Origin of the sequence: Streptomyces sp. NPDC055955 (assembly GCF_042270245.1) — a bacterium.
Lineage (GTDB): Bacteria > Actinomycetota > Actinomycetes > Streptomycetales > Streptomycetaceae > Streptomyces.
Genome location: NZ_JBHJYS010000050.1, coordinates 1 through 18,396, shown reverse-complemented (window position 1 = coordinate 18,396; position 18,396 = coordinate 1). Strand labels below are relative to the sequence as shown.

At 72.9% G+C, this 18,396-nt stretch carries 15 protein-coding genes; 9 read left to right on the top strand and 6 right to left on the bottom strand.

Annotation, left to right across the window (positions count from 1 at the left end):
• Positions 1 to 50 precede the first annotated feature (50 nt).
• Positions 51 to 740 carry a phosphonatase-like hydrolase gene (locus ACFC96_RS45925; RefSeq protein WP_376618684.1) on the bottom strand — a complete coding sequence of 230 codons (690 nt, stop codon included), beginning with the start codon at positions 738 to 740 and terminating at the stop codon, positions 51 to 53.
• Positions 733 to 1,506: a GntR family transcriptional regulator gene (locus tag ACFC96_RS45920; protein WP_340457528.1), complete on the bottom strand. Its 774-nt coding sequence runs from the start codon at positions 1,504 to 1,506 to the stop codon at positions 733 to 735. The genes ACFC96_RS45925 and ACFC96_RS45920 overlap by 8 nt, the downstream gene beginning before the upstream one ends.
• A 179-nt stretch (positions 1,507 to 1,685) precedes the next feature.
• Here ACFC96_RS45920 and ACFC96_RS45915 point away from each other — a divergent pair, with 179 nt between their 5' ends.
• The 3 genes from ACFC96_RS45915 (at position 1,686) to asnB (ending at position 6,486) form a co-directional block, all read left to right on the top strand.
• On the top strand, positions 1,686 to 2,861 hold the full coding sequence (locus ACFC96_RS45915) for a TIGR03364 family FAD-dependent oxidoreductase (RefSeq protein ID WP_340457529.1): 1,176 nt from the start codon (positions 1,686 to 1,688) through the stop codon (positions 2,859 to 2,861).
• A 166-nt stretch (positions 2,862 to 3,027) separates the two neighbouring features.
• Complete coding sequence (locus ACFC96_RS45910) at positions 3,028 to 4,368, top strand: MFS transporter (RefSeq protein WP_376618682.1); 1,341 nt, start codon at positions 3,028 to 3,030, stop codon at positions 4,366 to 4,368.
• 276 nt (positions 4,369 to 4,644) lie between these two features.
• A complete protein-coding gene (asnB, locus tag ACFC96_RS45905) occupies positions 4,645 to 6,486 on the top strand; it encodes an asparagine synthase (glutamine-hydrolyzing) (protein WP_376618680.1) in 1,842 nt (613 codons plus the stop codon).
• Positions 6,487 to 6,564: 78 nt separating this feature from the next.
• Here asnB and ACFC96_RS45900 read toward each other — a convergent pair whose 3' ends face one another.
• Entirely contained in the window at positions 6,565 to 9,732 is a 3,168-nt protein-coding gene (locus ACFC96_RS45900; RefSeq protein WP_376618678.1) for a cytochrome P450, read from the bottom strand.
• A gap of 211 nt (positions 9,733 to 9,943) precedes the next feature.
• Between ACFC96_RS45900 and ACFC96_RS45895 the strand changes: the two genes are divergently transcribed.
• Positions 9,944 to 10,570 carry a LuxR C-terminal-related transcriptional regulator gene (locus tag ACFC96_RS45895; RefSeq protein WP_376618676.1) on the top strand — a complete coding sequence of 209 codons (627 nt, stop codon included), beginning with the start codon at positions 9,944 to 9,946 and terminating at the stop codon, positions 10,568 to 10,570.
• 22 nt (positions 10,571 to 10,592) lie between these two features.
• Here the strand turns inward: ACFC96_RS45895 and ACFC96_RS45890 are convergent, their stop codons facing one another.
• Together ACFC96_RS45890 and ACFC96_RS45885 are read right to left on the bottom strand one after the other, a co-directional pair.
• Positions 10,593 to 11,135: an SRPBCC family protein gene (locus ACFC96_RS45890; protein WP_376618674.1), complete on the bottom strand. Its 543-nt coding sequence runs from the start codon at positions 11,133 to 11,135 to the stop codon at positions 10,593 to 10,595.
• Positions 11,136 to 11,140: 5 nt separating this feature from the next.
• Positions 11,141 to 11,479, bottom strand: a complete 339-nt coding sequence (locus ACFC96_RS45885; RefSeq protein WP_376618672.1) for an ArsR/SmtB family transcription factor — start codon at positions 11,477 to 11,479, stop codon at positions 11,141 to 11,143.
• 157 nt (positions 11,480 to 11,636) lie between these two features.
• On the opposite strand from ACFC96_RS45885, the gene ACFC96_RS45880 reads away from it, so the two are divergent.
• Positions 11,637 to 12,809: a dihydrofolate reductase family protein gene (locus tag ACFC96_RS45880; RefSeq protein WP_376618670.1), complete on the top strand. Its 1,173-nt coding sequence runs from the start codon at positions 11,637 to 11,639 to the stop codon at positions 12,807 to 12,809.
• Between the two features lie 77 nt (positions 12,810 to 12,886).
• The gene (locus ACFC96_RS45875; RefSeq protein ID WP_340457538.1) at positions 12,887 to 13,324 is read left to right on the top strand and encodes an SPW repeat protein; all 438 of its coding nucleotides are present in this window, start codon (positions 12,887 to 12,889) and stop codon (positions 13,322 to 13,324) included.
• Here ACFC96_RS45875 and ACFC96_RS45870 read toward each other — a convergent pair.
• Complete coding sequence (locus tag ACFC96_RS45870; RefSeq protein ID WP_376618668.1) at positions 13,263 to 14,321, bottom strand: DMT family transporter; 1,059 nt, start codon at positions 14,319 to 14,321, stop codon at positions 13,263 to 13,265. The genes ACFC96_RS45875 and ACFC96_RS45870 overlap by 62 nt on opposite strands.
• A 149-nt stretch (positions 14,322 to 14,470) precedes the next feature.
• Here ACFC96_RS45870 and ACFC96_RS45865 point away from each other — a divergent pair, with 149 nt between their 5' ends.
• From ACFC96_RS45865 to ACFC96_RS45855, 3 genes are all read left to right on the top strand, one after another.
• On the top strand, positions 14,471 to 14,965 hold the full coding sequence (locus ACFC96_RS45865) for a protein phosphatase (protein ID WP_376618666.1): 495 nt from the start codon (positions 14,471 to 14,473) through the stop codon (positions 14,963 to 14,965).
• A 195-nt stretch (positions 14,966 to 15,160) separates the two neighbouring features.
• Positions 15,161 to 17,080, top strand: a complete 1,920-nt coding sequence (gene otr(A) / locus ACFC96_RS45860) for a tetracycline resistance ribosomal protection protein Otr(A) (protein ID WP_376618665.1) — start codon at positions 15,161 to 15,163, stop codon at positions 17,078 to 17,080.
• A 129-nt stretch (positions 17,081 to 17,209) separates the two neighbouring features.
• Positions 17,210 to 18,259, top strand: a complete 1,050-nt coding sequence (locus ACFC96_RS45855; protein WP_340457558.1) for a PHP domain-containing protein — start codon at positions 17,210 to 17,212, stop codon at positions 18,257 to 18,259.
• Positions 18,260 to 18,396 lie beyond the last annotated feature (137 nt).

Below are 18,396 nucleotides of genomic sequence, written 5' to 3'. Positions count from 1 at the left end.
GCGCGGGTCCTCGTACCCGCGCGCCGCCGCCCACGTCTTGCCGTGAACGACTACTCCGCGGCCGTCGCCTCCGCGAGGCCCGGCACGTCGGCGACGCTGTCCAGCACGTGGGTGTGCGGGTGCAGTTCGAGCTCCGTGCGCGGGAGCTGGCCGGTGAGGACGCCGACGACGACGCCCGCGCCCGCGTGGTGCCCCGCCTGGAGGTCGACGGCGGTGTCGCCCGCGACGAGCACCTTGCGGACGTCCACGACGCCGGTCTTCTCCATCGCCCGGTGGATCATGTACGGAGCGGGGCGGCCGCGGACGACCTCGTCGGCGGTGACGACCGCGTCGAGGTTGCCGCCCTCACCCGTGGACCAGCCGAGCGACGCGAGCAGCGGCAGGGCGACGTCAGCGCTGAATCCGGTGGTCAGGGCGACCTTGATGCCTCGGACGCGCAGTTCGGCGAGGGCCTTGTCGGCCTGGGCTATGGGCTGCGGCGGGACCTCTTCGTAGCGCTCCTTCAGGAACGCGCGGAAGACCGCGTACTGCCGCTCGACCAGCTCCGCGTCGGGGGTGCCGCCGCCGAGGCGCACCAGTGCGTCGATGGCCTCGCGCTTGTCCGTGCCCATCCACGTCTGGAGGTCCTGGGCGTCGACCGTCACGCCGGTCGACTCGACGGCGTGGCGCAGCGCCTCGTACACCGCCCCGTGCTCCTCGATCGTGGTGCCTGCCATGTCGAAGACGGCGAGTTCAATCACTGGGGTTCTCCTCGTCAGTGCGGTACCGGCCGACGACGGTGCGTCCCTCGGCGGTGTTCTCGATGGTGAAGTTGGCGAGTGCGGGCAGGTAGCGGTCGTCGGCGTACTCCAGGGGGACGCCGTCCCGCGAGAACGCCAACCGCCTCACGCGCAGCAGGGGTTCACCCGGCTCGATGCCGAGGAGCGCCGAGTCCTGCGTGTCGGCGGCGATGGCGTCGATGGTGTGGCGGGCGTGGTGCAGGTCCACGTCACGGGCGCACAGGGCCTCGTAGATCGAGCCCGCGTCGGGGTCCATGTCGAACAGGTGCCGGCCGACGTGGAGGACGAACGTGGAGCGCTCGACCATGACCGGAACACCGTCCAGGTGGCGCAGCCGGACCAGGTCGACCACGGGTTCGCCCTCGTCGAGGCCGAGCCGTGCGGCGGCCTCCGGGGAGGCCCGGCGGCGGGCGACCTCGACGGTCAGCTGACCGGGTTCACGGCCGATGGATCTGGCCCACTGGGTGAACGACATGAGCGACGCGAAGGGCTGCGACGGGGCCGCCCTCCTGGCGACGGGCGGCTTGCCCCGGCCGCCCACGAGATGCCCGTCCGACCGCAGTATCGACAACGCCTGCCTGACCGGCCCCCGTGACGTCCCGAACTCTTCGCAGAGCTGGGACTCACTCGGTACCGGCTCGCCCTCCGGCCACTCACCGGACTCGATACGCCGCAGGAACTCGGCGCCGAGCTGCTCGTGGAGCGGCGCTCTCTTACTTGTCTTCACAAGATGACTATCGCAGCTCGACCCTCCCCTTCTCAAGGCCCGCGACCGACCGATGAGGGGACACCCGATGACGTTTGGGGGTCGCTCACCCCCACCCCGGGGCACGGAAGGTAAACAGACGGAAAACTTGTACACACAAGTCTTGCCCCATGTGCCCGGGACCTCGCACGCTGCCATCCATGAGCATCACAACAGCGTCCCCCTCGCCCTTTGCCGATCTGCCCAGCGGCCGAAGCGACCTGGTCGTCGTCGGTGCCGGGGTCGTCGGCCTCGCCCACGCCTTCGAGGCCGCCCGGCGCGGTCTGACCGTCACGGTCGTCGAGCGGGACTGGCAGCCCGTGGGAGCCTCGGTACGCAACTTCGGGCACTGCTGCATCACGGCACAGCGCGGCGACCTGCTGGAACTCGCCTACCGTTCGCGGGCGGGATGGCTGGAGGCCGCGAAGAGCTCGGGCCTGTGGGCCAAGGAGGCCGGCGCCCTCGTGGTGGCGCGGTCGGAGGCGGAACTGGCTGTCCTGGAGGAGCTGCGCGAGGAGCGTGGCGCGGACACCGTCCGGCTGCGGACCCGCGAAGAGGTCGCGGGCGAGCTCGGCCGGGGCGCCGACGCCGGTGACATCGTGGGCGGCGCGTTCCTCCCCGACGACCTGCGCGTGAACCCGCGCGAAGCCGCCCCGGACCTGGCCGCATGGCTGTCCATACAGCCAGGGGTCACCGTGGTGTGGGGCACGAACGTGAACGGCGTCGAGGAGGGCACCGTCCACACCAGCCGCGGCCCGGTCCACGGCGACCGCATCCTCGTCTGCGTGGGCCACGACCTGGACCGCCTGTACCCCACGGCGGCGGAGGAGCACGGCATCGAGCGCTGCCGCCTCACGATGGCGCGGGTCACGGCGCCCGAGGCCTTCCGTACGGACGCGGCGATCCTCACCGCGACGTCCATGCTGCGCTACGACGCCTTCACGGCCATGCCGTCGGGGCCGAGGCTGCGCGAGGAGGTCACCGGTCACAGTCCCGAGCTGCTCGACGTCGTCGCGAACGTCATGTTCACCCGCCTGCCCGACGGCACGGTCCTGGTCGGGGACTCCCACGCCTACGGGCGCACCGCCACCCCGTTCGAGGACGAGCCGACGGCTCGACTGCTGCTCGACTCGGCGGCCGAGGTCCTCGGCGCCGGCGACCTGCGAGTGACGGAACGCTGGCAGGGCGTCTACGCGAGCAGCGGCCGCGGCCCGCTCCTGGTCCGCGACATGGCACCGGGCGTGCGGGCCATCTCGGTCACCTCGGGCATCGGCATGACGCTCTCGTTCGGCCTCGCCGCCGCCACGTTCGACGAGTCCCTGGCCGCGACGGCCTGACCGTCCGCCGCGGACGAGGTCCCGGCCACCACCACTCCACCCCGGCACAGAGGGCAGCCCGCGCCGCGAGCACGTCTCGCGGCGCGGGGCCCGGCACTGCGTAGCACTGCGGCACGTCACCCCCCGCACCCATCGCTCACCAGGCACCGAGGACAAGGAGACCACCATGCCCGACGGCACCCGGCCAGGGGTCGCGCCCGCCCCGCTCCGGTCCCCCGCGGCAGACCCCGCTTCCGCCCGGCGGTCACTGCGCTGGCGCTGGCAGATCTTCGCCGTCACCTGGATCGCGTACGCGGGCTTCTACTTCGTGCGGCAGGCGTTCTCGGTCGCCAAGCTCGGCATTCTGGACGACCCCTCGGTCAACCACACCCTCACGTCCCACACGCTCGGACTGATCGACGCCGTGTATCTCGCGGCGTACGCGGTGGGGCAGTTCGCGTGGGGTTCGTGGGCGGACCGGTTCGGGCCGCGGGTCGTCGTGATCGGCGGCATGGCGGGCGCGGTGGTCGCGTCGGCGGTCATCGGCCTGAGCACCTCGCTCGTGGTGTTCGGCGTCGCGATGGCCGTGCAGGGGCTCGCGCAGTCCACGGGCTGGGCCCCGCTGTGCAAGAACGTGACCAGTTTCGTGCCGGTGAGGGAGCGCGGCCGGATCCTCGGCCTGTGGTGCACGAACTACGCGTTCGGCGGCCTCGCGGCGCCTCCGTTCCTCGGCTGGTGGGCCTACTCCGTCTTCGACAGCTGGCACGCGGCGTTCCTGGCCGGGTCGGCGACGCTGGCCGTCGTCCTCGCGCTGTTCGTCGTCTTCCAGCGCGACGAGCCCGCGGACGTCGGCCTCCCCCGGCCGGACGCCGCGGAGGCGACCGCCGAGTCCGACGCCGCCCCCGAGCCGGCCGAGGCGCCCCTCACCTCGCGGGAGATCTACCGGGAGATCCTGCGCAACCGGATGGTCCTCACGCTGAGCGCCGCGTATTTCCTGCTCAAGCCCGCCCGGTACGCGCTCCTGCTGTGGGGCCCGGTGATCGTCAGTGAACGGCTGCCCGAGGTGGGCAAGTTGGAGGCCACGCTGATCCCGGTGGCGTTCGGCGTGGCCGGCGTGCTCGCGCCGATGACGGTCGGCTGGATCTCGGACCGCCTGTTCTCCTCCCGGCGAGTGCCGCCGTGTGTCCTCTCGCTCGGTCTGCTGATGGTGATGCTCGCGGCGTTCGTGCCCCTCACCGCGACGGGCAGCACCTGGACGATGGTCGGCGTCCTGGCCGTGATCGGTTTCGGCCTCTACGCAGCCGACGCCCTGATCGCGGGCGTCGCGGCCGTCGACTCGGGAGGCGCGGCCGGGGCGGGCACCGCCATCGGTTTCGTCAACGGCTGCGGCTCCGTCGGCGCGATCCTCGGCGGCCTGCTCCCGGGCTTCCTCTCGACCACGGCACTCTTCTACGGCTTCGCTGCCGCCGCGGCACTCGCGGGAGTGGTCATGCTGCCGCACTGGAACCGGACGGCCGCGACGGCCTGAGGACCGCGGGGTCCGGCCAGGGGTTGATCAAGTTTTTGCCCTTGGCCGGATCGCGCCCGTCCAGCGTTCCTCCGTTCCGGCATCGACCCGCGCGCCGCCGGGATTTGCGATGGGGACCGTTTCACCCTGTCAAGCAAAGAGCGGCCGAAACCGTCGGGTCACGAGCCTGCGCCGGGTTACCGGCGCGTTGACCGTACACAGCGGCGTGTCACACGCTCGACATATAGGTGCCGGATACAACTGGTTCGGCGCCGGAACGGCATGCAGGAGGAACGTATGTGTGGCATCACCGGCTGGGTCTCCTTCGATCGCGACCTGCGCGCTTCGGCCGACACATTGGATGCGATGACGCAGACGATGGAGTGCCGCGGCCCGGACGACCGCGGCACCTGGACCGAGGGACCCGTGGCCCTCGGCCACCGCCGGCTCGCGATCATCGACCTGCCGGGCGGGCGTCAGCCGATGACCGCCGAGACACCGCGCGGCACCGTCGCGCTCGTGTACTCGGGCGAGACGTACAACTACACGGAACTCCGCCGCGAACTGACCGGACGGGGCCACAGCTTCAGCACCGACTCCGACACCGAGGTCGTGCTGCGCGGCTACCTGGAGTGGGGCGAGGCGCTGGGCGAGCGCCTCAACGGCATGTACGCGTTCGCCGTCTGGGACGGCCGCGAGAACAAGCTCGTGATGATCAGGGACCGCATGGGCATCAAGCCCTTCTATTTCTACGAGACTCCGGACGGCGTCCTGTTCGGGTCCGAGCCCAAGGCCATCCTCGCCAATCCGCTCGCGAAGCCGCGGGTGACGCTCGACGGCCTGCGCGAGCTCTTCACCTTCGTGAAGACGCCGGGTCACGCCGTCTGGGACGGCATGCACGAGGTGGAGCCGGGCACCGTCGTGACCGTCGACCGCGACGGACTGCGGCAGCGGGCGTACTGGACACTGGAGACCCGCCCGCACACCGACGACCGCGCCACCACGATCGCGACCGTGCGCTCGCTCCTCGACGACATCGTGCGGCGCCAGCTCGTCTCCGACGTGCCGCGCTGCACTCTGCTGTCCGGCGGCCTCGACTCCTCCGCCATGACGGCGATCGCCGCGCGCCAGCTCGGCGAACAGGGCGAGACCGTACGCAGCTTCGCCGTGGACTTCGTCGGCCAGACGGAGAACTTCGTCGCCGACGAGATGCGGGGCACGCCCGACGCCCCGTTCGTGCACGACGTGGCGGAGGCCGCCGGCACCGACCACCGCGACATCGTCCTCGACTCGAACGAGCTGGCCGACCCGGAGGTCCGGGCCCGGGTGATCCGGGCCCGTGACATCCCCGCGGGATTCGGCGACATGGACGCGTCGCTGTATCTGCTGTTCCGGGCGATCAGGAAGCACTCGACGGTCGCCCTGTCGGGCGAGTCCGCCGACGAGGTGTTCGGCGGCTACCTCCAGTTCTTCGACGAGGAGGCGCGCGATGCCGACACGTTCCCGTGGCTGGTGCACATGTCCCGGCACTTCGGCGACGACTCCGACGTCCTGCGCGCCGACCTGGCCGGCGCCCTCGACCTGGACGGTTACGTCCGCGACAGCTACGCCCGCGCCGTGCGCGGCATCCGGCGCCTGGACGGCGAGAGCGACTTCGAGTACAAGATGCGCAAGATGTGCCATCTGCACCTGACCCGGTTCGTGCGGGTCCTGCTCGACCGCAAGGACCGCGCGAGCATGGCCGTCGGCCTGGAGGTGCGGGTCCCGTTCTGCGACCACCGCCTCGTCGAGTACGTGTACAACACGCCCTGGTCGCTGAAGTCGTTCGACGGCCGGGAGAAGAGCCTGCTGCGCGAGGCGACCGCGGACGTGCTGCCGAAGTCGGTGTACGACCGGGTGAAGAGCCCGTATCCGTCGACGCAGGACCCGAAGTACGCCGTCGCGCTCCAGAACCACGCGAAGGATCTGCTCGCCCGGCCCTCGCACCGGGTGTTCGACCTGGTGGACCGGGAGCGGGTGGCGCAGGTCGCACACCGTGAGGCACCGCAGATCACGCAGGCGTCCCGGCGCGGACTCGAACGCACGCTGGACCTCGCGCTGTGGCTGGACCTGTACAACCCGGAGCTGGTCCTGCCCTGAGCCCGGCCCGCCCGGGCGGCGGCGCGCGGCGTCGGCCGTACGCTGCCGCCGGGGCGCGGCGCCCTGTGCGCCGAGTCCTCAGCCCGCGTAGACGTCCTCCACGTACAGTCCGTCCGCGATCAGGCCGGCCAGCCAGCGCTCGGCCTCGGCCTCGTCGGCTCCCGGCGTGCGATCCCGGAACAGGGCGCGGAACGCGTCGCGGACACCGGGCGCCATCCGGGCCCCGTCACCGCAGACGTAGACGCGCGCCCCGGAGCCGAGCAGCGCCCACAGTTCGTCGGCCTCGGCGGCCACCCGGTGCTGGACGAAGGCGTGGCCCGCCTCGGGCGCCTCGCTGAAGACGGGGCGCAAGGAGACGGCACCCGCGGCCTCGGCGGCGCGCAGTTCGTCGGCGTGCAGGAAGTCGCCGCGGGGGTGGTCGCAGCCGAAGTAGCACAGGGCGGGCGCGAGCGGGGTGCCGGCGGCGAGCAGGGCGCCGCGGTCGGCGATGGCGCCGCGGAACGGCGCGAGGCCCGTCCCCGCGGCGATCATGACGACGGGGGTCTCTGCGTCGTTCGGGACGCGGAAGACCTCGCGGCACGGCTGCACGCGGGCGAGCACCGTGTCACCGGGCCGGAGCCCGGCCAGGTACGTCGATCCGGTGCCGCGGAACCGGCCGCGGCCCGAGCGGGCCGGGGCGTCGAGGACGGACACCATGAGGTCGGCGTGCGTGGGGCTCCGCTCCGCGCTCGACGAGATCGAGTAGTGCCGGGGCTTGAGCGGCGGCAGCAGGTCGAGGAGCTGTGGCCAGGTCAGCGCGCCGCGCAGCGCGGGGTGGTCCTCCACGAGTTCGACGAGCGTGCGCGGGTCGTCGGCGAGGGCCCCCAGCGCTGCCTTCTCGGGAGGGCAGGGGTTGGCCTCGGCGAGCAACGCCACCTGTGCCGGGGTGGGGACCTGCCCCAACTCGACGTGGCACGTGAAAAGTTCACGGACCGTCAGCGGCCGGTCGAGCGCGAGCCCGTCGCGGCGCGGGCGGCGGGCCCTGATGTCGAGGACCGTGTCCAGGCCGACGCCGAAAGCGTCGGCCGCCCGTTCCACGAGCGCGGGATCCTGCGCGGGCAGCACGGTGAGATGGTCCCCCGTGCGGTACGTGACGCCCTCGGGCAGCGCGAGGCGCACGAAGCGCTTGGTGCGCGGGTGGTCGGGCGCGGTGAGGGAGCTTGCCTCGGTGACGGTGAACGGGACGAGCCCGTGCCGGGCCGCCGCGGCGTCGAGCGGCCCGCCGCCGATCTCCCGGATCTCGTACGCGTCCTCGGGCTCAGCGGTGCCGGCCGGAGCGGCGTCGGGGTCCCCGTACTGCGTGAGGAGCGCGGCACGCAGTCCCGTCGTGAAGGTGCGGACGGTCGCGTTGAGGTCGCCGGAGGCGTCGGCCGCGGCGCGCTCGCACAGGCGGGTGCCGCCGAGGGCGTCGAGCCGTTCGTCGATGCGGGTCGGGACGTGCTGGTAGGTGGCGGCCCAGTTGCGGTCGCCCACGCCGAGGACCCCGTAGGTGACGTCGTTCGCGGCGCCGTCCGGCGCGCTGTCGAGCCACGTGGCGAACTCGGCCGCGTCGTCGGTGGGCCGGCCGTTGTAGGAGGCCGCGACCACGACGACGGGACGGTCGCTGGGCAGGCCTCCCGCATGGGTGTCGAGGGGCGCGACGGCCGTGTCGCAGCCCAGCGCGGCGACGTCGTCGGCGAGCTGCTCGGCGAGGCCGCGGCAGGTCCCGTAGTTGCTGCCGTGCAGGAACAGGACGCCGGTGCCGGGCCGCACCCGTGCGGGCAGCGTCTCCGGAGCCGCCGTCCGCTCCTCGACGGGCGCGTGGCCGGGCAGGGCCGGGTGCCTGCGGTCGGCGGAGGTGCGCGGGACGAGCGTGAGGGTGAAGCCCTCGGGCTTGAGCGTCAGCGTCTCCTTGACGGTGAGGTCGTAGTCGGCGTGGTCGACCAGCCGGTATCGGTGCACCAGGAGGGCGAGCAGCATCGTCGCCTCGTGGAGCGCGAACTGCCTTCCGATGCAGGCGCGTTCACCGGTGCCGAACGGCTTGAAGGCGTGCGGTGAGCGCGCGGCCTCCGCCTCGGGCGTGAACCGGGAGGGGTCGAACAGCTCCGGGTTGTCGCCCCACACCGGCTGCCGGTGCAGCATCGGAGCGAGGACGGTGACCGGCTGCCCCGCGCGCAGCGGGATGCGCCCGCCGAGCAGCGTGTCCTCGCGCGCGTGGCGGCTGAACGCGGCCGCGGTCGGCCACAGTCGGAGCGCCTCGTTCAGTACCTGCCGCGTGTACGTGAGCCGGCCGACCTCGTCGAAGGTGGGCTCGGGATCCGCCGCGTCCCCGAACAGGGCGTCGGCCTCACGGCGTACGAGGTCGAGCACGGCCGGGTGCTTGGCGAGGTAGTACAGGGCGAAGGACATCGCGCCCGACGTGGTCTCGTGGCCCGCGATGAGGAAGGTGATGACCTGGTTGCGGATGTTCGCCGTGTCCAGCGCGGAGCCGTCGGGATGGCGGGCGGTGAGCATCAGGCCGAGCAGGTCGTCGCCTTCGGGCGCGTCGCTCCGCGCCGCGATGACGTCGTCGACCACCTGTGCCAGATAGTCCGCGTCGGCCTTGAAGGCCGCGTCGGCGGCCGAGTGGTCGGAGCCGGGCGTGCGGGCGAGACGCTTCATCGACCATTCGAGGCAGCGGACCATGGCCTCTACGAAGGGGTGCGGCTCGGAGCCCTCGAAGGACCCGAAGTCGTAGCCGAAGCCCGCGAGTCCGATGGTGTCGAGGGTCATGCGCGTCATGTCGCCCGGCACGTCCACGGGGCTGCCCGAGTGCGCGGCGCGGTCCCAGGACTCGATGAGGCGGCGGGACACCTGGTACATGACGGGGTGGTAGGTCCGCATCGAGCCCAGGGCGAAGGCGGGCATGAGGATGTCGTGGGCGCGGGCCCAGTTCGGTTCGTCGTTGTAGGCGGTGAAGAGGCCGTCGGCGGTGAAGGCGCGGACGTTCTCCAGGGCGGGGCCCACGTGCTTGGCGAAGCGGGTCTCGTCGGCGAGTTCGGTGACGAGGTCGAGGTCGCTGACGAAGAGGGCGTCGCGGCCGTGCAGCCTGCGCACGAGCGCGGGGCCGTGGCGGCGGGACAGCTCCATGACCTGCTGAAGGGGCGCGGGTCCGGGACCCGTGGCGGAGATGTCGATGAGCGGAAGGCCGTCGGTGGGGGCCGGCGGGAGCAGCGCGGAGTCGGGCATGGGGGCGGCAACTGCCTTTCGCGGTACGGAGTTCGGTGCGTGTCCAGCTTGATCCCGTGGCCCCGCCGGGCCGGGCCGCCGCACTACATGATTGTGTAGTGCCCCGTGGCGCGCCGCGCTTGCGCTCGCCGGGCGGGCGTGCCATGGGGCGGACGTGCCCCAGGCCCGGCCGCGCCACGGGACCGGGCGTGACAGGCGAAAGGGGTACACGATGGACGGGGTGCTGTGGCGCAATCGCGCGATGCTGCTCTTCGACCGGATCCCGATGCCCGTCGCGGTGTGCGGACCACGCGGGACGATCATGCTGGCGAACGCGGCGATGGCCGCCGAGTGCGACACCACCCCCGGCCGCCTGAAGGGCCGGGACATCCTGCATCTGTTCCGCCCTCGGGACGAGTCGCAGCTTCTCCGCATCGCCGAGGCTCTGCGTCTGCGGCGCCGCTCCCGCTACCAGGTCTCCGTCACCTGGGTGACGCCCGACGGGGCCCTTCGGGAGGGCGAACTGACGGTGGATCCGGTGAGCGACACGGTCGACCGGACGCCGGACCTGCTGGTCATGCTGCGGGTCGTCGGCGAGCGCCCGCCCGCGCCCGACCGGCCACGGGCGACGGCGGGGGCGGCCGAGTCGCGGATCCTCGAGCTGCTCGCCGCCGGCGCCACCACGGCCCAGGCGGCTCGCGACACGGGCCTGACCACGGACGGCGTCAACTACCACCTGCGGCGCCTGTCCCGGCGATGGGGCGCGACGAACCGTACGGAGCTGGTCGCGCGCGCCTACGCGTCGGGCGTGCTGGCGCCCGGAGTCTGGCCGCCGCGCGCCGCGGCGCCGGACGGCTGACGGCTCCTCGCGAGGGGCGGGGTCACGCCTGGTCCATGCCCGGGACCGGCGCGCCCGAAGGCAGTCCGGCCTCGACGTAGGCGTCGTAGCGGACCCTCCACGGGGCGAGCGTCCCCGCGTGCGGGCCGTCGAAGCTCTCGCCCCGGTCGGCCGCGTCCAGGGCGTCGAGGCAGATCTCCCAGCCGGCGGCATTACGGGCCGCGGTGTCGGCGGCCTCCAGGACATTGGTCAGGGTGAAGCGGGTGTGCCCCTCGTCGAGCGCCTCCAGGTCGAAGCGGAGTTCGTCGCCGCCCCAGCTGAAGGAGAGGTGGCGCGGCGCGTCCACGGCGAGGACGCGACCGGTCGACTCCGGCATGTTCGGGTCGCCGTGGAAACGGATCACGCCGCCCGCGCGCAACTCGATCTCGACCTGGGAGGGGAACCAGTGCGCGAGTTCGGCGGGGTCCGTGACGTATCGCCAGACCCGCTCGATCGGATGGTCGTACGTGCGGGTGAAGCGGACGGCGGGGCGGCCGTCGTCGAGCGGGGCGTAGCGGCCGCTGTGGCCGGGGTGCGGGGTGGTCATGGCCTTCAGTCCTTCGCTGGTTCGTCGTCCTCGGGGGCGTGGGCGTCGAGGCGGCGCCCGAGTGCGTCGAGGCGGTCGTTCCACAGGCGCCGGTAGGGCTCGATCCAGGCGTCGAGCTCGGCGACCGGTCCGGGTTCGAGCCGGTAGACGCGGCGCTGGGCCTCCTGCTCGACGTCGACCAGGCCCGCCTCGCGCAGTACCCGCAGGTGCTTCGAGGTGCTGGGCTGACTCAGGCCGCACGCCTCGACGATCTCACCGACGGGCCGCGGGCGCTCGAGCAGCAGCGCGACGATGGCGCGGCGGTGCGGATCGGCGAGGGCGGTCCAGACGGCGGGTGCGGGCATGGGTTGAATATGCCTCATTGGTTATATGCCGGTCAAGGCATGTAAGGGACGACGCCCAGCAGGCCGGCGGTGGCGACCCCCTCGGCCACGGCGGCTCCCGGATAGTGTTCGAAGGTTGAAGCAAGCACAGCTCTCGCCATCCGGACCCGGAGCCGCCATGTCCCAGCCGTCCCGTCCGTACGTCCTGCTGTCCGCCGCCGTCTCGCTCGACGGCTGCCTGGACGACGCCGGGCCCGAGCGCCTGCTCCTGTCCAACGCCGAGGACTTCGACCGGGTCGACGCGGAGCGCGCGTCGTGCGACGCGATCCTCGTGGGGGCGGGCACTCTGCGGGCCGACCGGCCGCGGCTCCTGGTCAAGTCGGCGCAGCGGCGCGCCGACCGGGTGGCCGCCGGGCTGCCCGCTCACCCGTTGAAGGTGGCGGTGACCGCTTCGGGCGACCTGGACGCGGGGGACCCGTTCTGGACGACGGGCGGCGACAAAGTCGTGTACACCACCGACGCCGGGGCGGTCCTCGCGCGGGAGCGGCTCGGCGCGCTGGCCGAGGTGACCGCCCTCGGTGACACCGTCGACTGGGCGGGGGTGCTCGACGACCTGGCCTCGGCGCACGGCGTGCGGCGCCTGATGGTGGAGGGCGGCGCCCGGGTCCACACCCAACTGCTCCAGCGCGGCCTGGCCGACGAGGTGCAGCTGGCACTGGCGCCGCTCGTCGTGGGCGAACTGGGCGCGCCCCGGCTCTTCGGCCCCGGCGCCTACCCCGGCGGCAGCCGGCACCGGATGCGGCTCCTGGAGACCCGCCCGGTCGGCGACGTGGTGCTGATGCGGTACGCGCCCCGCGCTCCCGGCACCGACGACTCCGCCACCGCGGCCGACCGGCACTGGCTCGCCCTCGCCTGCGCCCTCGCCGCGGACTGCCCGCCCTCCGAAACGGCGTTCAGCGTCGGCGCGGTGATCGTCGCGAGTGACGGCACGGAGCTGGCCCGGGGGCACTCCCGGGAGGGCGGTGACCCGGTCGTGCACGCCGAGGAGGCGGCGCTCGCCAAGATCGAACCGGCGGACCCCCGGCTGCGTACCGCCACCGTGTACAGCAGCCTCGAACCGTGCGCCCGACGCGCGTCACGGCCCAGGCCCTGCGCCCGGCTCATCCTCGACGCGGGCGCGCGGCGCGTGGTGACGGCCTGGCGGGAGCCCGACACCTTCGTGGCGGGCGCCGACGGCATCGGAATCCTGGAGGGCGCGGGCGTGACTGTCGCGGAGATTCCTGACCTCGCCGAGGCGGCGATTCGCCCCAATCGGCACCTCATTCTCACTACAGGTACACATAAGGATTGAATAAGCGCAGAATGAGAAGTGCGTGGCAACCCGCCGCGCCACGCGGTCAGGCTTCGAAACCTAAGGAGTCGATTCTCATGGCCGACGTTCACCACAGGACTGACCTCTCCAGTCACCCTGATGTCTCGGAAATGCGGGACCGGTACGCGCGCGTACTCGGTGGCCGCGATGTGGCGCTCATGGACGCACCGGTCTTCCTGATCGGTCTCTACTGCGCCATCTCTCCCTGGGTGGTCCACTACAGCGCCAACCAGCCCCAGCTCGCGACCCATAACCTGATCATGGGTATCGCGATCGGAGTCCTGGCCGTCGGGTTCGCCGTCACCCCGACCCGTATGTACGGCCTCAGCTGGGCCATGTGCGCCATGGGCGCCTGGATGATCATCGCGCCGTGGGTCGTGGGATCCAGCCCCGACCTGGGAGTCATCCTCAACAACGTGATCATCGGTGGTCTCATCGTTCTGCTCGGGCTCTTGTGCGCGAGCCTGTCGATGAAGGCCGGCCGGGCAACGTAGTAGGCGACGCCGCACCAAGGGAGTCGGCAGATCCGACGGAATCGGGAGTCACTGACGGCCCGGGAGCACTCACACCGCTCCCGGGCCGCCGCCGTTCCAGCGTGACGAGCGCGATGCCCACGCACGCGGCGGCGAGCAGCGCGACCTCGGCGCCTCCCGGAGCACCCGCCGTGCCCAGGGCCCAGTCGCCGATCCGCACCGTGAACGGCACGGTGAGCTGGACGGCGGCGGTGAACACGGGCCCCTTGAGCAGAATCAGCCGGTGCTGCACCAGATAGGCGGGGGCGTACACGGCGCCCCCGAGGAGCGCGATCTGGGTCCATTGCGCCGATGACGGGGGATGCGCGAGGAGCCCGGGCAGGGCGAGGGGCAGCAGCATCACGGTGGCGGCGGCGAGAAGCACGGGCAGCACGGCCAGTGGTGGCAGTCCGGCGAGAGTGCGCCGGTAGAGGAACCCGTACACGGCGAACCCGAGCATCCCGGCGAGCGCGAGGAGCAGACCCGGGGCGTCGAGGGTGCCCTGGCCCCCGAGTGCCGCGCAGGCGCCGGTCGCCGCCGTGGCGATCAGGGCGCCGACCACGGAGCGTGCGCTCGCGCGCTCGCCGAACCAGAACGCGCCGATCACCACGCCGGCGCACGGCATGAGGGCCACGACGAGGTTCGTGAGGGAGGTGCCGACGCGCGGGATGGCGAGGAGGGTGCCCGTCGCGTATCCGGCGAAGCCCAGCAGAGCCAACAGACAGACCAGCCAAGGTCGATGGGCCGCTCGACGCAGGTGCGCACGCCCCGAGGTGCGGGCGGCCGCGAAGGCGGTGAGGACCACGCAGCACACTGCGGTGCGCCCCGTGGCGACCGTCAGGGGCCCGGCGGCCCCGACGAGTGCGCCGGACATGAGCCAGGTCCCGGCGAGCAGCGCGACGAGTACCGTCGCGAGCAGCGGCACGAGCGCGCGCCCGGCCACCGGGAGACGCCTGTTCCCGGTCACGCCCTCACGCACGCTCTCGCTCCCCCTGAGTCGTGGCCACACGTCCGTCGAGTCTGTCACCGTCGGCGGCCAAGTCACGGAAAGATCCATGGTTTCCGGGAGACGACGGCTCGTCCGAGGCAGGGTGGAGGCCGAGCGGTCGCGGATGGAGTGGAGGGCTGATGAACGACTTCGATTCCGGGTCGGCGTCCGGGACGGGCGCGGGAGGCCCGTGGGAAGCGGGCGCCGGGGGTTCCTGGGAGGCGGGGGCCGCCGGTGTGCTGCTCCTGCCCTCCGGACGGGCGGTTCGCGGGCGGGGCCTGCGCCGCCCGCTGCCACCGGGCCCCTCACCCTCGTACGCGGTCCATCTCCTCGGCCGGCGGCCGCCCGAAGTCCCATGGGAGTCGCGGTGGCTGCGGTGGCCCGACTTCTGGCTGCCGAGCAACCGTGCCGAGGCCCGGGAGGTGTTCACCCAGGCGTGGGAGCGGGCCGCCGGGGAGCGGGTCGAGTTCGCGTGCGGCGGTGGCCGCGGGCGGACCGGGACGGCGCTGGCCTGCCTGGCGGTCCTGGACGGCGTACCGTCCGAGCGCGCCGTGGAGTTCGTGCGCGGGAACTACGACCCGCACGCGGTGGAGACCCCCTGGCAGAAGCGGTACGTGCGGCAGTTCTCGGGCTGACACCACTTGCCTCAAAGCGACAGTGCCCGGCCGGGGGCGGCGGCGGGCGGCGGAAAATGAGTTGCGGCGGCCCGGCCGTCGCCCCGCATCATGGTCGGGCCACGCCCCCGACAGCCCTGGAGCACGGAATGCGTCATTCCTTCGAAGCAGTTCAGCGCCCTGACCGGACGAACTCTTTCGAGGACTCGACCTTCCATGCATGCCCAGCCCTCGCGGCACACCCTGAACATCGGCATTCTCGCCCACGTCGACGCCGGTAAGACCAGCCTCACCGAGCGCCTCCTCTTCGACACCGGCGCGATCGCCCGCCTCGGCAGCGTCGACGCGGGCGACACCCGTACCGACACGGGCGAGATCGAGCGGCAGCGCGGCATCACGATCCGCTCCGCCGTCGCCGCGTTCACCGTCGGCGACGTCCAGATCAACCTGATCGACACCCCCGGGCACTCCGACTTCATCGCCGAGGTCGAGCGCGCCCTCGAAGTCCTCGACGGCGCCGTGCTCCTGCTGTCCGCCGTAGAGGGCGTCCAGGCCCAGACGCGCGTCCTCCTGAAGACGCTGCGTCGGCTGCGGCTGCCCACGCTCGTCTTCGTCAACAAGATCGACCGGGCGGGCGCCCGGGACGAGGCGCTGCTCGACGAGGTCCGCCGTCGTCTGACCCCGCACGTCGTGCCGCTCACGACGGTCCACGACGCGGGCACCGCGCACACCCGGACGGAACCGCGACGGCTCACCGACCCGGCCGTACGGGCCGCTGTCGCGGAAGCGCTCGCCGAGGTCGACGACTCGGTGCTCGCGGGCCTCGTCGACGGCCCCGAACCCTCCACCGCCGACCTGCGCCGCGCCCTGGCGGCCCGCACCGCGGACGGCTCCGTCCACCCCGTCCTGTTCGGGTCGGCCATCGGCGGCCAGGGGGTCGCCCAACTCGTCCGGGAGATCCCCCGTCTGATCCCGCTCCCGCCGGTCGCGCCCAGCCCCGCAGCCGCACCGCGCGGCACCGTGTTCGCGGTACGACGCGGCCCGGCGGGCGAGCGGGTCGCCTATCTCCGCCTGTACGAGGGGGAGGTGGCGGAACGTCAGCGGGTGACGTTCCTGCGGGACGCGTCCGACGGCTCCGTCACCGAGATCCACGGACGGGCCACCGGGCTCGACGTGGTGGGGCGAACGACCCACACCCTCACGGCCGGGAACATCGGTGAGCTGCGGGGAGTGCCGGACGTCCGGGTCGGCGACCGGCTCGGTCCGCGCGACGGCCCCGGCCGGGTGCCGGGTTTCGCACCGCCCACGCTGGAGACCCTGGCTCGGGCCGTGCGCCCCGGCCGCTCGGCGGCTCTGCGCAGTGCGCTCCTCGACATCGCGGGGCAGGATCCGCTGCTCCACGCGGAGGCCGCGCCTGAGGGAAACACGGCCCTGCTGCTCTACGGCGAGGTACAGAAGGAGGTCCTGGCCGCGACCCTCGTCCAGGACTACGGCATCGAGGCCGTCTTCGAGCCGAGCCGCATCCGCTGCGTCGAGCGACCCGCGGGCACCGTCGAGGTGTACGAGGACATCACGGACCATCGCGAGACGGGATTCTGCGCGACGGTCGGGCTGCGCGTGGAGCCGGGGACGCGGGGATCGGGGCGGGTCTTCGCGTACGAGACGGAGCTGGGCGCGCTGCCCCGGGCGTTCCACCAGGCCGTGGAGGACACGGTGCACGCGACGCTCGGCGAGGGGCCGCGCGGGTGGCCCGTGACGGACTGCCGAGTCACGCTCGTCCGCTCCGGGTTCTGGTCGCCGATCAGTGTCGCCGGGGACTTCCGGGGGCTGACGCGGCTCGTCCTGCGGCGCGCTCTGGAGCAGGCGGGGACGACGGTGCACGAGCCGGTGCACGCGTTCGAGGTGGAGATCCCACTGGACGCGCTCGCCGCCGTGATCGCCCGGCTCTCCGCCGCGGAGGCCGAGTTCGGTGACACGACGGGCGGCACCACCTCCTGGGTGGTCACGGGCACGCTTCCGGCCCGCAAGGTCCGGGAGGCCGAGCTCGCCCTGCCGGGTCTGACGCGCGGGGAGGGCGTGTGGTGGTCCCGGGTGTCCGGCGACCGACCTGTGCGGGCGCCGGAGCATGCGGCGTAGGCAGCGGCTCTGCCCGCGTCGCGTCCCCGGGTCCCGGGACTCCCGCGTGTCGCGGCGCGCGCGGGGGTGCGCCACGCTGGAGGGAATCGGTACGCGACGCGCGAGCGGGAGGCGGCGAAGACCATGGCGATGGAACCCGTCGAGGCGCTGGAACGGGTCGCCTTCCTCCTGGAGCGCACGCTCGCACCCCCGTATCGGGCCGGAGCCTTCCGTACCGCCGCCCAGGTGCTCGGCGCGCTGCCGGACGGGGAGGTGGCCGAGCGCGCCGCGGCCGGGACGCTCGAGTCCCTCAAGGGGGTGGGGCCCAAGACGGCGCAGGTGGTCCGGGAGGCGCTGGCGGGCGAGGTGCCGGACTACCTGGAACGCCTGGAGAGCGAGGGCGCGGCGGCGCCGCTCGCGGAGGGGGGCGAACGGCTGCGCGCGCTGCTGCGCGGCGACTGCCATCTGCACTCCGACTGGTCGGACGGCGGAAGCACCATCGAGGAGATGGGCCGCGCGGCGATCGCGCTCGGGCACGAGTGGGCGGTGCTGACCGACCACTCTCCGCGCCTGACGGTGGCGCGCGGCCTGTCGCCGGAGCGGTTACGTGAACAGCTGGCCGTGGTGGCGGAGTTGAACGAGCGCTGGGCTCCCTTCCGGCTGCTCACCGGCATCGAGTGCGACATCCTCGCCGACGGTTCCCTCGACCAGGAGCCCGAACTCCTCGACCGGCTCGACGTGGTCGTCGTGTCGGTCCACTCCAAGCTGCGCATGGACGCCCCGGCGATGACGCGCCGGATGGTGGCCGCGGTGACGAACCCGCTCGCCGACGTGCTCGGACACTGCACGGGACGGCTCGTGACGGGAAGGAACAAGGTGGGGCGGGGCCGCCCCGAGTCGCAGTTCGACGCGAAGGCCGTGTTCGCGGCGTGCGCGGAGTCGGGCACCGCGGTCGAGATCAACAGCCGCCCCGAACGCCTCGACCCGCCCCGCCGGCTGCTGCGCGAGGCCGTGGCGGCGGGCACGCTGTTCTCCGTCGACACGGACGCGCACGCACCGGGCCAGCTCGACTGGCAGCCCCTCGGCTGCGCCCGCGCCGAGGAGTGCGAGGTGCCGGCCGGCCGCGTGGTGAACACGTGGCCGGCCGACGAACTCCTCGAGTGGACACGAACACGCCGGGTCCCGAGCCGGGCGGGGTAGAGGCGGGGGCGCGGGGCGCGTCGTCCGGCGCGCAGGCTCGCTAGGGCCTGTCGTCACATTCCCGTCGTCCGCCCGAGGGGCGGGCCCGGCGGCGTCTGGTGCGTGCGATCGCAAGGCGCCGGAGAGTCCTTGTAGCG

What these genes read in the sequence shown, in the direction of transcription:
- ACFC96_RS45915 (WP_340457529.1), top strand. Translation starts at nt 1,686, where the DNA reads ATGAGCATCACAACAGCGTCCCCCTCGCCCTTTGCCGATCTGCCCAGC.
- ACFC96_RS45910 (WP_376618682.1), top strand. Translation starts at nt 3,028, where the DNA reads ATGCCCGACGGCACCCGGCCAGGGGTCGCGCCCGCCCCGCTCCGGTCC.
- asnB (WP_376618680.1), top strand. Translation starts at nt 4,645, where the DNA reads ATGTGTGGCATCACCGGCTGGGTCTCCTTCGATCGCGACCTGCGCGCT.
- ACFC96_RS45900 (WP_376618678.1), bottom strand. Translation starts at nt 9,732, where the DNA reads ATGCCCGACTCCGCGCTGCTCCCGCCGGCCCCCACCGACGGCCTTCCG.
- ACFC96_RS45895 (WP_376618676.1), top strand. Translation starts at nt 9,944, where the DNA reads ATGGACGGGGTGCTGTGGCGCAATCGCGCGATGCTGCTCTTCGACCGG.
- ACFC96_RS45890 (WP_376618674.1), bottom strand. Translation starts at nt 11,135, where the DNA reads ATGACCACCCCGCACCCCGGCCACAGCGGCCGCTACGCCCCGCTCGAC.
- ACFC96_RS45885 (WP_376618672.1), bottom strand. Translation starts at nt 11,479, where the DNA reads ATGCCCGCACCCGCCGTCTGGACCGCCCTCGCCGATCCGCACCGCCGC.
- ACFC96_RS45880 (WP_376618670.1), top strand. Translation starts at nt 11,637, where the DNA reads ATGTCCCAGCCGTCCCGTCCGTACGTCCTGCTGTCCGCCGCCGTCTCG.
- ACFC96_RS45875 (WP_340457538.1), top strand. Translation starts at nt 12,887, where the DNA reads ATGGCCGACGTTCACCACAGGACTGACCTCTCCAGTCACCCTGATGTC.
- ACFC96_RS45865 (WP_376618666.1), top strand. Translation starts at nt 14,471, where the DNA reads ATGAACGACTTCGATTCCGGGTCGGCGTCCGGGACGGGCGCGGGAGGC.
- ACFC96_RS45855 (WP_340457558.1), top strand. Translation starts at nt 17,210, where the DNA reads ATGGAACCCGTCGAGGCGCTGGAACGGGTCGCCTTCCTCCTGGAGCGC.